The organism is Nonomuraea helvata (assembly GCF_039535785.1).
GTDB classification, from domain to species: domain Bacteria; phylum Actinomycetota; class Actinomycetes; order Streptosporangiales; family Streptosporangiaceae; genus Nonomuraea; species Nonomuraea helvata.
Genome location: NZ_BAAAXV010000011.1, coordinates 196,020 through 209,376, shown reverse-complemented (window position 1 = coordinate 209,376; position 13,357 = coordinate 196,020). Strand labels below are relative to the sequence as shown.

General features: G+C 70.3%; 10 protein-coding genes. 4 read left to right on the top strand and 6 right to left on the bottom strand.

Annotation, left to right across the window (positions count from 1 at the left end; all coding sequences use genetic code 11):
* Positions 1-51 precede the first annotated feature (51 nt).
* The gene (acnA, locus tag ABD830_RS48875) at positions 52-2,793 is read right to left on the bottom strand and encodes an aconitate hydratase AcnA (RefSeq protein ID WP_345002443.1); all 2,742 of its coding nucleotides are present in this window, start codon (positions 2,791-2,793) and stop codon (positions 52-54) included.
* 145 nt (positions 2,794-2,938) lie between these two features.
* Positions 2,939-3,667: a metal-dependent hydrolase gene (locus ABD830_RS48870; protein ID WP_345002442.1), complete on the bottom strand. Its 729-nt coding sequence runs from the start codon at positions 3,665-3,667 to the stop codon at positions 2,939-2,941.
* Positions 3,668-4,011: 344 nt separating this feature from the next.
* Between ABD830_RS48870 and ABD830_RS48865 the strand changes: the two genes are divergently transcribed.
* From ABD830_RS48865 to ABD830_RS48850, 4 genes are all read left to right on the top strand, one after another.
* Entirely contained in the window at positions 4,012-4,737 is a 726-nt protein-coding gene (locus ABD830_RS48865) for a PadR family transcriptional regulator (RefSeq protein ID WP_345002441.1), read from the top strand.
* 27 nt (positions 4,738-4,764) lie between these two features.
* Positions 4,765-5,292: a DUF1707 domain-containing protein gene (locus ABD830_RS48860; protein ID WP_345002440.1), complete on the top strand. Its 528-nt coding sequence runs from the start codon at positions 4,765-4,767 to the stop codon at positions 5,290-5,292.
* 86 nt (positions 5,293-5,378) lie between these two features.
* Positions 5,379-6,059, top strand: coding sequence for a DUF6879 family protein (locus tag ABD830_RS48855; RefSeq protein ID WP_345002439.1), 681 nt, complete (start codon positions 5,379-5,381; stop codon positions 6,057-6,059).
* A 385-nt stretch (positions 6,060-6,444) separates the two neighbouring features.
* Entirely contained in the window at positions 6,445-7,374 is a 930-nt protein-coding gene (locus ABD830_RS48850; protein ID WP_345002438.1) for a CAP domain-containing protein, read from the top strand.
* On the opposite strand, the gene mug is transcribed toward ABD830_RS48850, so the two are convergent.
* From mug to ABD830_RS48830, 4 genes are all read right to left on the bottom strand, one after another.
* The gene (mug, locus tag ABD830_RS48845; RefSeq protein WP_345002437.1) at positions 7,344-7,859 is read right to left on the bottom strand and encodes a G/U mismatch-specific DNA glycosylase; all 516 of its coding nucleotides are present in this window, start codon (positions 7,857-7,859) and stop codon (positions 7,344-7,346) included. The genes ABD830_RS48850 and mug overlap by 31 nt on opposite strands.
* A 90-nt stretch (positions 7,860-7,949) precedes the next feature.
* Positions 7,950-9,350 carry a sugar porter family MFS transporter gene (locus ABD830_RS48840; RefSeq protein WP_345002436.1) on the bottom strand — a complete coding sequence of 467 codons (1,401 nt, stop codon included), beginning with the start codon at positions 9,348-9,350 and terminating at the stop codon, positions 7,950-7,952.
* 46 nt (positions 9,351-9,396) lie between these two features.
* Positions 9,397-11,856, bottom strand: a complete 2,460-nt coding sequence (locus tag ABD830_RS48835) for a polynucleotide kinase-phosphatase (protein WP_345002435.1) — start codon at positions 11,854-11,856, stop codon at positions 9,397-9,399.
* A complete protein-coding gene (locus ABD830_RS48830) occupies positions 11,840-13,321 on the bottom strand; it encodes a 3' terminal RNA ribose 2'-O-methyltransferase Hen1 (protein ID WP_345002666.1) in 1,482 nt (493 codons plus the stop codon). The genes ABD830_RS48835 and ABD830_RS48830 overlap by 17 nt, the downstream gene beginning before the upstream one ends.
* Between the last annotated feature and the right edge of the window lie 36 nt (positions 13,322-13,357).

Below are 13,357 nucleotides of genomic sequence, written 5' to 3'. Positions count from 1 at the left end.
AGCCGGCTCCCGCCCTTCGCGCGGCTCATGACCGCGCGAAGGCCCGGGAAGTCACTTCGCGAGCAACGAGCGAAGAACGTACTGCATGATTCCGCCGTGCCGGTAGTAGTCGGCCTCGCCCGGCGTGTCGATGCGGACGACCGCGTCGAACTCGACGTCGCCCGCCTTGACGTGCACGGTGCTCGGGATGCCGCCCGAGTTGAGCTCCTCGACGCCGGTGATGTCGAACGTCTCCTCGCCCGTCAGCCCGAGCGTGGCGGCCGAGGCCCCCTCCGGGAACTGCAGCGGCAGCACGCCCATGCCGATCAGGTTGGAGCGGTGGATGCGCTCGTACGACTCGGCGATGACCGCGCGCACGCCCAGCAGCGCCGTGCCCTTGGCCGCCCAATCGCGCGAGGAGCCGGAGCCGTACTCCTTGCCCGCCAGCACCACCAGCGGCGTCTCGGCCGCGGCGTAGTTGACCGAGGCGTCGTAGATGAACGACACCGGCCCGTCGGGCTGGGTGAAGTCGCGGGTGTAGCCGCCCTCGGTGCCCGGCGCGATCTGGTTGCGCAGGCGGATGTTGGCGAACGTGCCCCGGATCATCACCTCGTGGTTGCCGCGCCGCGAGCCGTAGGAGTTGAAGTCCTTCACCTCGACGCCGTTGGCCTGCAGGTACTGCGCGGCCGGCGTGCCGACCTTGATGGAGCCGGCCGGCGAGATGTGGTCGGTGGTGACCGAGTCGCCCACCTTGACCAGCACCCGGGCGCCGGTGATGTCCGTGACGGCCTCCGGCTTCGACGGCATGCCGTCGAAGTAGGGGGCCTTGCGTACGTACGTCGAGTCCGGGTCCCACTCGAAGGTGTCGCCCGTCGGGATCGGCAGCGAGCGCCAGTGGTCGTCGCCCTTGAACACGTCGGCGTAGTCGCGCTCGAACATGTCGCGGCCGATGGAGGAGTTGACCACCGCCGAGATCTCCTCCGGCGACGGCCAGATGTCCCTCAGGTAGACCGGCTGACCGTCGTTGCCGAGGCCGAGCGGCTCGGTGTCGAGGTCGATGTCCATGGTCCCGGCCAGCGCGTACGCCACCACGAGCGGCGGCGAGGCCAGGTAGTTCATCTTGACGTCGGGGTTGATGCGGCCCTCGAAGTTGCGGTTGCCCGACAGCACGGCCGTGACCGCGAGGTCGTTGGCCTGGACGGCCTCGGAGATCTCCGTCGGGAGCGGGCCCGAGTTGCCGATGCAGGTGGTGCAGCCGTAGCCGACGAGGTTGAACCCGATCTTGTCGAGGTACGGCTGCAGCCCCGAGCGCTCGAAGTAGCCGGTGACCACCTGCGAGCCGGGAGCCAGCGAGGTCTTGACCCACGGCTTGCGGGTCAGGCCCTTGTCGACGGCGTTGCGGGCCAGCAGCGCCGCGCCGAGCATGACGTACGGGTTGGAGGTGTTGGTGCACGAGGTGATCGCGGCGATCGAGACGATGCCGTGATCGATCTCGAACGTGGTGCCGTCGGCCAGCGTGACAGGCACCGGCTTGTGCGGCCGGGCGCCGTCCGCGCGGGCGTTGGAGGCGGGCGCGTCGGAGGCCGGGAAGGTCTCCTCGCCCTCCTCGTCGAGGTCGTCGCTCACGTAGTTCTGGACGTCGTGGCGCCAGGTGGCCTTGGCGGCCGACAGCGCGATGCGGTCCTGCGGGCGCTTGGGGCCGGCGATCGACGGGACGACGGTGCCGAGGTCGAGCTCGATGTACTCGGAGAAGACCGGCTCGGGCGCGGACGGGTCGAGCCACAGGCCCTGGGTCTTGGCGTACGCCTCGACGAGCGCGATCTGCTCCTCGGAGCGCCCGGTCAGCCGCAGGTAGTCGATGGTCTGGCCGTCGATCGGGAAGATCGCGCAGGTGGAGCCGAACTCGGGGCTCATGTTGCCGATCGTGGCCCGGTCGGCCAGCGGCACGGACGCGACGCCCTCGCCGTAGAACTCCACGAACTTGCCGACCACGCCGTGCTTGCGCAGGATCTCGGTGATCGTCAGCACGAGGTCGGTGGCGGTGGCACCGGCGGGCAGCTTGCCGCTGAGCTTGAAGCCGACCACGCGCGGGATGAGCATGGAGATCGGCTGGCCGAGCATCGCGGCCTCGGCCTCGATGCCGCCGACGCCCCAGCCCAGGACGCCGATACCGTTCTCCATGGTGGTGTGGGAGTCGGTGCCGACGCAGGTGTCGGGGTAGGCCCTGTTGATGTCGCCGTCGGAGCGGGTCATGACCACGCGGGCGAGGTGCTCGATGTTGACCTGGTGCACGATGCCGGTGCCCGGCGGGACGACCTTGAACTCGTCGAAGGCCGTCTGGCCCCAGCGCAGGAACTGGTAGCGCTCGCGGTTGCGCTCGTACTCACGCTCGACGTTGCGCTGGAAGGCGTCCGGGTGGCCGAAGTAGTCGACGATCACCGAGTGGTCGATGACCATCTCGGCCGGCGCGAGCGGGTTGATGCGGGCCGGGTCGCCGCCCAGGTCGCGTACGGCCTCGCGCATGGTGGCGAGGTCGACCACGCAGGGCACACCGGTGAAGTCCTGCATGATCACGCGGCCGGGCGTGAACTGGATCTCCACGCTCGGTGCCGCGTTCGGGTCCCAGCCGCCCAGCGCACGGATGTGGTCGGCGGTGATGTTCGCGCCGTCCTCGGTGCGGAGGAGGTTTTCCAGCAGGATCTTCAGGCTGTACGGGAGGCGTGCGGCGCCTTCGACGGCATCCAGCCGGAAAATCTCATATGACGCGTCACCGACGCGTAGCGTGTCACGGCTGCCGAAGCTGTTCGCGGACACGGTGATTCGCCTCCTCCATCAGAAAGGGTTCAGACCAAATCCTGCCGCACTCGTCGGACGGGAAGCACGTTAGGTGACCCTAAGTCGCGAGCGCCGCGGCGGATGTCTCGACGTCAAGATATCTCTAGGATATCTCGACATCAAGTTAAGCGGGTGCCAACCGCCAGAACAGCAGCCCGATGATGGCCACGGACAGGATCGGAGCGAGGATCTTCTGCTCGAACTTCTTCCCCGTCTTGATGCCGATCTTCCATGGCAGCACGAACTTGGCTCCCAATGGCCACAGCACAGGACATCCCCGCTCGGTCATGCAGTCACCCACCACATGGATGAGGCAGCCGATCCCCACCGCCAGCCCCAGCCAGGCGTACCCCACCTGGAGTGAGAGGAAGACGGCGTAGAGGCCGGCGGTCAGCCCGATGTTGATCAGCGCGGAGCCCATCTTGTTGCCGGGGATGCCGACGCCGATCGCCCGCAGGGCCAGCCCGATGAGCAGCACGACCACGATGTCGCGCCCGATGGGATAGGTGTTGGCCAGCCAGTGCGTGCCGAACCCGAGCGCCGCCGCGAACGCCAGTGAGTGGGTCGCCCCGCGGTGCCCGCCGCTGATCCAGCACACGGCCTTGCTGAGCACCCACGTGACCGGCCCGAACGTCTGCGCGATCGTCGCGCTCGGATGGTCGAGGTCGGGCAGCATCGCGGCGCCCGCGCAGATGATCGCCCCGGCGATCAGCTCGGCCGGACTGATCGCGGTCGCCATGATCCCGGTCTCGATGAACCGCGAGGACTCGTTCAGCAGCGGAAGTGCGGCGAGAGGCGGCGCCAGCCCCAGCCAGGCGATGGCCCCGGTCATCGCATGCGTGTGCCCCATCATGATCCGGACTGTACGGCAAAGAATCCCTTTACGCGGTGAGACCCGCCTGGCGGGGCCTTCACAGGCGGCTGGGACCTGTCCGGAACACGGCACTTTGCGAAGACATGGGGAGACGTGGCTGCCCCCGCAAATGCAGACGAGGTCGTTTCCGCGGCGACAGCACCCCCCAGCCCTGCCGACGCGGAACGACCTCGTCTGCTCTGAACAACGAGGCTCCCCCCGATCCTGTTCCCGGATTCCGCAACTTTTTCGTGATCTAGCTCACTCAACCCTCAGCCTTGCGAACGACATACTATCGATATATCGTTGACGCATCGAGAACAGATCGCGATATAGGAGGAAAAATGACTTCCGCACAAGCAGCAGGCGGCCACTGGCCCGGTGCGCACGAGTACCGGCAGGCGGCCCGCGAGGCCAAGCAGGCGGCGCGCGAGGCGTTCAGGGCCATGTCCGAGGCCTTCGGTGAGGGCCGCCACCATCACGAGCACCGGCAGCGCGGCAGGCGCGGTCCCGGGCCGTTCCCGTTCGACTGGGGACGCGGCCCGTGGGGCGGCCCCGGCGGGCCGCCTTGGGGCGGTCCCGGCGGCCACCGCGGCTGGGGCAGGAGCCGCAAGGCCAAGCGGGGCGACGTGCGCGCCGCGATCCTGGCCCTGCTCTCCGAGGAGCCCCGCAACGGCTACCAGATCATCCAGGAGATCGCCGAGCGCAGCGAAGGCGGCTGGAAGCCCAGCCCGGGCGCCGTCTACCCGGCGTTGCAGCAGCTCACCGACGAGGGCCTGGTGATCTCGGAGGAGAACGAGGGCCGCAAGACCTTCCGGCTCACCGAGGAGGGCCGCAACTACATCGAGGCGCACGCGGACGAGGTCCGGGCTCCGTGGGACGAGATGCGGCCGGACATCGACGACAACACCGCCGACCTCTGGCACATCGCCCGGCAGTCCGCGTTCGCCATGATGCAGATTCTCCAGACCGGGAACGACGCACAAATCCGCGAAGCGCGTAAGACTCTTGTTGAGACCCGGCGCAAGCTGTACCAGATCCTGGCCGACGGCGAACCGGGCGAGGAGTGAGCCATTCTTCTCCGGGAGGACGCAGGCATGGACTCGAACGAACTCCGCATCGGTGATGCCGAGCGTGAGCAGACGATGGAAGCCCTGCGCGAGCACTTCGCGCAGGGCCGCCTGACCCACGAGGAGCTCGACGAGCGACTCGACCAGGCGCTGGCCTCCAAGACGGCCCGCGACCTCGCGAAGGTAACCGCCGACCTGCCGGGGTCGCACCAACCGGCGCCCGGCTACCGCGAGCCCGTCCCCCACTACGACATGGACGGCTGGCGGGAGGCGATGAGCGCGCACCGGCGGCAGATGCAGTCCATGCGCCAGGCCCAGCGGGACGTGCGGCACTCCATCCACGAGCAGCACCGCGAGATGCGGCGGCAGTGGCGCCATCAGGGCCACCCGTGGCGGCACCACCGGGGGCCGCACCCGTTCCTGGGCGTGCTTTTCGTGCTCATGGTGCTGGGGCTCATCTTCGGCGGCTTCGGGATCTTCAAGGTGCTGTTCGTGGTGTGGATCGGGTCCATGCTGTTCGGCGCGATCCACCGGCGCTTCAACTCCCGCCGCTGAGGGCCCGCTCGGATCGTTTTGGGCCTTGACCGGGTCGAGGGGTCATCTCATGATCGGGGCGGATCTTCAGAGTCGAAGGGACGCCTATGACCGAGCAGGGCACTCCGGCCCGCCGCCACAATCCGTTCGCCGCCGTCGCCCGCACCGACGGCCTCGTCCTGGATGTGCCGGAGTACCAAGCCGGTTTCGACCGCGACCACGCGGCCTGCGCCGAGCCGATGTGGAAGCTGGAGCGGGCCCAGCACTTCTACGAGCCCGACGTGGCGAGCTGGCGGGCCATGATGGACGGCGACTGGGAGCGGTCGCTGGCCCTGGCCGACCGCATGGCGGTGCCCGTGGCCGACTATTTCCGCCACCGCGTCCCGGTCCGGCGGGTGCGGGTGGTGGAGTTCCCGATCAGCGCGTACCTGCAGTGGGAGATGCACGTGCTGGCCCTGCGCGCCCGGGCCGGCTCGCCGTGCCGGGTGGTGCGCGCCGCGCGGGTGGCCGACCTCGACCCGCTGCCGGAGCTGGTGATCTTCTCTCCGTCCTTGATGTACGAAGTGCTGTACGACCGGTACGGCGGGGGCATGGGCGGCCGGCGGATCACCGACCGCGCGGTGGTCGAGCCGTGCCTGCGGGCGGTCCAGGAGCTGTTCGACGACGGCGAGCACATCCTCGACTTCCACGAGCGGGAGATCGTGCCGCTGCCGCCGCCGCTGGTCACCGACGAGATGCGGGCCGCGGTGCCCGCCTACGCGCACCGCACCGAGGAGTTCAGGGTCTGACGGGCTCTCCTCGGCAGGTCTCCAGCTGGGCGCAGGCCACGAAATGGCCGGGCTCGGCCTCCAGCAGTCCGCCGGCGGCACCCCGCCGGTGGTACAGGCCCGTCCGGACCCGTACCACCCCGCGGACCCTGGCGGGGACGCCTGCCGCCCGAACCGGACGCCAGCCTCATGCGTATCTCCAGGCGACCATGGCGAAGATCGTGACTCGCGAAGCCCCACGGCGTAGGGGCATCCAGGCCCGCGCGGCGTCGGCACAGACGCCTCAACGATCACTTTGGTTTACCTGCGCCATGTGGCAAATATCCCAATTTGATGACAAAAGGGTTTCGTTCCCGACAGAATGCCTAGCCATCCAGCGTCTATCCCAACTGGGAGGCAACCCCCTATGCGTAGACCCCTTGGGGTATTCGGCGGGCTCCTGACCCTGGCGGCGCTCTCCGCGACCGGCTGCGCGGCCGGAACCGGGGCGCAGGGCGCGGCAGAGGCGCCGGCCCCGCCGGCGACCCAGGGCACGGCGGCGGCGCAGGGCTCGGCGGCACCCGGCTCATCGGCGGCTCGCGGCTCGACCGTGGCGTCGGAGGCCTCGTGTCGCGTGCGCGTGGCCAAGCCGCGGCTCGGCGCCAAAGGCAAGATCACCTCGTTCGCCACCCGTCGCGGCTGCGTCAATCCGGCGCTGATGCGCATCCGCATCATGCGCGCCGTCCCCGGCACCGACCCCGTCGTCAAGAGCGGGGCCACCAAGAACGGCCGCATCATCCTGGCGCTCCCCTGCAAGTCGGGCACCTTTTACGCGTTCGCCACCGACTACCGCGGTCGTACCGCCAAGTCCAAGGCCGCCAAGCTGGCCTGTGCCCCCGTGAGCACGCCCACCCCCACGCCGACCCCCACTTCGACGCCCACCACGGCCCCGTCGCGGAGCACGGTCGGCACGTCCCAGGAGAACGAGGTCCTCAGGCTGACCAACGCCGAGCGGGCGAAGGGCGGCTGCGGGCCGCTCAGGTTCGACCCGCTGCTCCGCGCGGCCGCGTTCGGCCACTCCGCCGACATGGCGAAGCAGGACTACTTCGACCACGACTCCAAGGACGGCCGCGACTTCATGGACCGGATCAAGGGGGCCGGCTTCTCCGGAGGGACGGGCTTCGCGGAGAACATCGCCTTCGGCCAGCCCACCCCGGCCTCCGTGGTCAAGGGCTGGATGAACAGCCCGGGTCACCGGGCCAACATCATGAACTGCGACTACAACCTCATCGGCGTCGGCGCGGCCAAGAACCCCCAGGGCCGGATCTACTGGACCCAGGACTTCGTCGCCAAGTAGCCGCGGAGCCGGCCCATCTCATCGGCGATGGTGGCCAGGGTCCAATGGGCGTTCAGCCCGCTGGGATTGGGCAGCACCCAGACTCTGGCCCCGCCGACGGCCTCGTCCTGAGGACCGATGCGGGCCTTGGGGCGGGCGAAGGCCGTCCGGTAGGCCGAGATCCCCAGGACGGCCAGCACCTTGGGCGCCGCGTCGGCCACCTTCGCCGCCAGCGTCCGGCCGCCCTCGACCAGCTCCTGCCTGGTCAGCTCCGACGCCTTGGCGCTGGGGCGGGCGACGATGTTCGTGATGCCCAGCCCGTACGAGGGCAGGAGGTGCTGCTCTGCAGGCGCCAGGAGGCGCGGCGTGAAGCCGGACAGGTGCAGCGCGGGCCAGAAGCGGTTGCCCGGACGGGCGAAGTGATGGCCGGTGGCCTCGGACATGAGGCCGGGGTTGATGCCGCAGAACAGCACGTCGAGCGAGGGACCCAGGACGTCGTCGATCACGAGCGGCGAGCCGGGCCGGAGAGCGGCAGGGCGTCCAGTCCGTAACCAGCGGAGGCCCGAGGGAGCGCGACCATAAGCACGTGCCGGAGACTAGCCCATGTCTTCGAGTTTGCGGCCCTTGGTCTCCCGCACCCACTTGATGACGAAGAGGAACGACAGCAGCGCGAAGCACGCGTAGACGGCGTAGGTGGCCGCCAGGTTCCACTGCGCCAGCGCGGGGAACGACACCGTGATCGCCCAGTTCGCGATCCACTGCGCTCCCGCCGCGACGCCCAGGGCGGCGGCGCGGATGCGGTTGGGGAACATCTCCCCCAGCAGCACCCAGACCACCACACCCCAGGACAGCGCGAAGAACAGCACGAACACGTTGGCCGCCACGAGCGCGATCAGCCCCTGCGGGTCCGGCAGCGTGACCGACTTCCCCACCATCCGGGCGGCGCTGAACGCCCACCCCGCGGTGGCCAGCGCGACCGTCATCCCGGCCGAGCCGATCAGGAGCAGCGGCCTGCGCCCGATCCGGTCCACCAGCGAGATCGCGATGAACGTGCCCACGATGTTGATGATCGAGCTGGAGAAGCTGATCAGCAGCGACTGGGCCTGGTTGATGCCGACCGACTGCCAGAGCACGGACGAGTAGTAGAAGATCACGTTGATGCCGACGAACTGCTGGAACACCGACAGGGTGATCCCGATCCAGACGATCGGCAGCAGCCCGAACGCGGGCCCGCGCAGGTCCTTCAGCGTCGGCACGCGCTGGGTGCGCAGCACGTGCTGGATCTCCGCGATGCGCGCGTCGAGGTCGACGTCCTCGCCCTCGACCTCGACCAGCACCTCGCGTGCCCTCCTGGTGCGCCCCGACATGATCAGGTAGCGCGGCGACTCGGGGATGGTCAGGGCGAACACCAGGTAGAGCAGGGCGGGCACGAGGCAGGCGCCCAGCATCCACTGCCAGGCCTGCAGCGCCCCCAGGGGGTTGTTCACGTTGCCGCCGGCCAGCTCGACGATCAGGTAGTTGACGAGCTGGGAGATCGCGATGCCGAGCACGATGGCCAGCTGCTGGAACGAGCCCAGCCGGCCCCGATAGGCGGGCGGCGCCACCTCGGCGATGTACGCAGGGCTGATCACCGAGGCCATGCCGATCGCGAAACCCGCGACCACGCGCCAGAACGCGAGGTCCCAGAGGGCGAACGGCAGCATCTGCCCGATCGAGCTGATCGCGAACAGCAGCGCCGCCACCTGCATCGTCTTCGTACGCCCCAGCCGGTCGGCCATCCCGCCGCCCGCCCACGCCCCCACGGCGGACCCGAGCAGCGCGATGGCCACCACGAAGCCCGTCCGGACCGGCCCCACGTGGAAGTACTTCTGTATGCCCACGACCGCGCCGTTGATGACCGCGCTGTCGTAGCCGAACAGGAACCCCCCGATCGCCGCGGCCGCCGTGATGAACACGACGTGGCCCAGGTGCTCGTGATGGGCGTACTTGGTAGACATGCAGGTCCTCCCCGAGGTGTCGGGGACATACCCGCAGGCCAGGCCCTTAAAGCCGCGGGTCGACCGGCTCCGACTCCAGGGCCAGCACGGCGAAGACCGGCTCGTGCACCCGCCAGCCCGCCTCCCCCTCGGCCAGCCGCGACAGCGCCTCCAGCCCCAGCGTGTACTCGCGCAGCGCCATCGAGCGCTTCTTGCCCAGGAAGCGCCTGCGCAGCACGTCGAGCGACTCGGTGTAGTCGGGGCCGTAGATGATGCGCAGGTATTCGCGCCCGCGCACCTTCACCCCCGGCTGCACCCGGCCGCCCGCGTAGGTGGCGGGCTTGACCACCATGCCCTCGCCGCCCGCCGCCGTCAGCGACTCCCACCACGCGGTCGCCTCAGCCCGGGACTCCGGCGAGTCGAGCGTGACGAAGACGTGCCGGGTCTGGGTGATCAGCGGCGAGTCGAGCAGCGCCAGCGTGGACAGGTGCCAGTCGTGCGGCTCCAGCGCCGTGGCCCGCCCCTCGCAGGCCAGGATCTGGAACGGCGCCACCCGGACGCCCTCCAGGCCGTCGACCGGCCAGCAGTATCGTGCGTAGGCGTCGCGGAACAGGGCAGCGTTGTGGGAGCGGCGGCGGGTGCGGGCGAGCAGTCCGCCCACATCCAGCCCGCGCCCGGCCGCCGCTTCCAGGGCCGAGACCGCCTCGGGCAGCGCGGCGCGGGCGGCCGCCCCGACGGAGGCGTACTGCGACCTGATCAGCTCCCCGGCCTTGGCCGACCAGGGCAGCAGCTCGCAGTCGAGCACCACCCAGTCCGAGCCGAGCTCGGCCCAGAGCGGCTCGCACGCCTCGCGCAGCCGCGTGACCAGCGGCGCCATGTCGTGGAAGAACGGCCGTCCGGTACGCGTGTAGACGGCGCCCGCGCTGCCGTCCGTCACGCCGAACCTGGCCGCCGCCACCTCCGGCGTCCTGGCCAGCACGGCGACGGCCCGGGAGCCCATGTGCTTCTCCTCGCACACGACCTCGCGCACCCCGGCGGCGGCGAACTCCTCGAACGCCTCGTGCGGGTGCTCCAGGTAGCCGTCCAGCTTGGACGTCTCCGGCGGCGCCATGGTGGGCGGCAGGTAGACCAGCCAGCGCGGGTCCACCGCGAACCGGCTCATGACCTCCAGGGCCGCGGCCGCGTTCTCCTCCAGGACCTTGACCCGGGGGCCGAACCCGGTCTCGACGTACCGGGTGCCGGTCACGTCGTTGATGTCCAGCATGCCGGGATCGCGGCCGGGGCCGCCGAGCGGCTTGAGCGGCTCGTACCAGACCTGCTCCGCGGGGACCTGGACGATCTGGCGCTCGGGGTAGCGCAGCGCGGTCAGGTGACCGCCGAAGACGCAACCGGTGTCGAGGCAGATCGTGTTGTTGACCCATTCGGGGTGGAGCGTGGGGGTGTGGCCGTAGACGACCATGGCCCTGCCGCGGTACTCCTCGGCCCACGGGTAGCGGACCGGCAGGCCGTACTCGTCGGTCTCGCCGGTGGTGTCGCCGTACAGGGCGAAGGAGCGCACCCGGCCGGAGGCGCGGCCGTGGTAGGCCTCCTTGAGTCCCGCGTGCGCGACGACCAGGCGGCCGCCGTCGAGCCGGTAGTGGCTGAGCAGGCCGTCCATGAAGGTCCTCGCCCGCTCCACGAACTCGGGCGGCTGCTCGGCGAGCTGGTCGAGCGACTCCTGCAGGCCGTGCGCGACCTTGACCTTGCGGCCGTTGAGCGCGCGCACCAGCTTCTGCTCGTGGTTGCCGGCCACGCAGATCGCGGTGCCCGCCTCGACCATGTCCATCACCAGGCGCAGCACGCCGGGAGTGTCGGGCCCGCGGTCCACCAGGTCGCCGACGAACACGGCGGTGCGGCCCTCCGGGTGCGTGAGTCCCTCCCAGCCGAGCTTGCGCAGGAGCGTCTCCAGCTCGGAGCGGCAGCCGTGGATGTCGCCGATGATGTCGAAGGGGCCGGTCAGCTCGGTCCTGTCGGACCACGCCTTCTCGTACCTGATCGCCGCGCTGTCGATCTCGTCCAGGCCGCGCAGCACGTGCACCCGCCTGAAGCCGTCGTTCGAGATCCTGCTCAACGAGCGCCGCAGGTCCTTGCGCTGGCGGATCACCACGCCGGGGCCGAAGTCGCGGTCGGGGCGGGCGGCGTTGCGCTCGATGGCCACCTCCTCCGGCACGTCGAGCACGATCGCGTCGCACAGCACGTCGTGCCGCTTGGCCAGCTCGATCAGGCTCTTGCGGGCGGCGTACTGGACGTTGGTGGCGTCGACCACGGTGAACAGGCCCCTGGCCAGCCGCACGCCGACGATGTGGTGCAGCAGGTCGAAGGCGGCGGGGGTGGCCGCCTGGTCGTTCTCGTCGTCGGCGACCAGGCCGCGGCAGAAGTCGGAGGAGATGACCTGGGTGGGCTTGAAGTGCTTCCCGGCGAACGTCGACTTGCCGCTGCCTGAGACGCCGACCAGCACCACCAGGGACAGCTCAGGAACGCTGATCACGGGTGAACACTCCCATCTGGGTGGGCGGGCCGACCTCGGGGTCGTCCTCGCCGACCGGCTCGAACGCGACCTGGTAGCCGTACTCGCCGGCCACGCGGGCGGCCCAGGCGGCGAACTCGGCGCGGGTCCACTCGAAGCGGTGGTCGGGGTGGCGCAGGCCGGTCAGGAACTCGTAGCGGACGTTGTGCTCGATGTTGGGGGTGGTGACGAGCACGTGGTGGGGCCTCGCGTGGCCGAACACGACGTTCTCCAGCGCGGCCAGGCGGGGCGGGTCGACGTGCTCGATCACCTCCATGAGCACCGCGGCGTCGTAGCCGGACAGGCGCTTGTCGGTGTACGTGAGCGCGCCCTGGAACAAGGTGAGCCTGGCGCGCTTGCTGTCGGGCATGCGGTCGAGGCGCAGCTTGCGGGCGGCGATGGTGAGGGCCATCGACGACACGTCCATGCCGCCCACCCGGGCGAACCTGGGCCTGGCCAGCAGCGCGCCGACCAGCTCGCCCTGGCCGCAGCCGAGGTCGATCACGCTGGCCGCGCCCAGCTCCTCCAGCTTGGCGAGCACGGCCTCGCGGCGCGTGACGTTCAGCGGGGTCTTCTTGGGGGCCTTCTCTTCGGAGGAGACCTCTTCCGAGGGGGCGTCGCCCTGGGACTCCGCCTCCGCGGCGGCCGCCTCGTCGGCGGCGCTCTCCCCGGCGGGCGCGTCCTCCTCGACCGCGGGCTCCAGCTCCTCCTCGGTCTCGTCGCCCAGCTCGGCCAGCCGCGCCAGCGCGGTGCGGGCCAGCGCCCAGCGCCGCCCGAGGTAGCGCCGGCTGATCAGGCCGCGCTCTGGGTGGCCGTGCAGCCATCCCTCACCGGCCCTGATCAGCTTGTCGACCTCGTCGGGCGCGATCCAGTAGTGCTTGCCGTCGTCGAGGACGGGCAGCAGCACGTACAGGTGGTTGAGCGCGTCGGCGAGGCGCGCCGTGCCGCGCAGGGTGAGCCGGACGTAGCGCGACTGTCCCCACTCGGGGAAGCCCTCGTCGAGCGGCAGCGCCTGCGCGTCCACCTCCCATCCGAGCGGCTCGAACAGCCGCGCCGCCAGCTCCGGGCCGCCCCTGCAGGGCAGCGCGGGCAGCCGCAGCTCAAGCGGCAGCGGCGTGCCGGGCAGCTCCGGCCTGGCCTTGCACCGGCCGGCCCGCGCGGTGCGGAACACGTCCGCCAGCGCCACGGCCAGCAGCGAGGAGGCCGCGTACGGGCGGTCGTTGACGTACTGCGACAGGCTGAAGTCGGGCGAGCTCTTGCCGCGCGACCGGACCAGCGCGATCGGGTCCACCTCGAGCAGGAGCGCCGCCGTGCAGCGCTCGTCGCCCGCCTCGGGGTAGAACACCGTGGCCGTGCCGAACGACTGGCCGAACTCCTGCACCCGCTCGGGATGCTTGTGCAGGAGGAAACCCAGGTCGGTGGCGGGCCTCGCGGTGGTCGTGATCATCAGCAGCACGCCCCAAGTCTGCCGTACCCCCGCGAA

Bases quoted from the DNA above. Each gene is read 5' to 3' on its own strand.
- ABD830_RS48870 (WP_345002442.1), bottom strand. From the start codon at position 3,667: ATGATGGGGCACACGCATGCGATGACCGGGGCCATCGCCTGGCTGGGG.
- ABD830_RS48865 (WP_345002441.1), top strand. From the start codon at position 4,012: ATGACTTCCGCACAAGCAGCAGGCGGCCACTGGCCCGGTGCGCACGAG.
- ABD830_RS48860 (WP_345002440.1), top strand. From the start codon at position 4,765: ATGGACTCGAACGAACTCCGCATCGGTGATGCCGAGCGTGAGCAGACG.
- ABD830_RS48855 (WP_345002439.1), top strand. From the start codon at position 5,379: ATGACCGAGCAGGGCACTCCGGCCCGCCGCCACAATCCGTTCGCCGCC.
- ABD830_RS48850 (WP_345002438.1), top strand. From the start codon at position 6,445: ATGCGTAGACCCCTTGGGGTATTCGGCGGGCTCCTGACCCTGGCGGCG.
- ABD830_RS48840 (WP_345002436.1), bottom strand. From the start codon at position 9,350: ATGTCTACCAAGTACGCCCATCACGAGCACCTGGGCCACGTCGTGTTC.
- ABD830_RS48830 (WP_345002666.1), bottom strand. From the start codon at position 13,321: ATGATCACGACCACCGCGAGGCCCGCCACCGACCTGGGTTTCCTCCTG.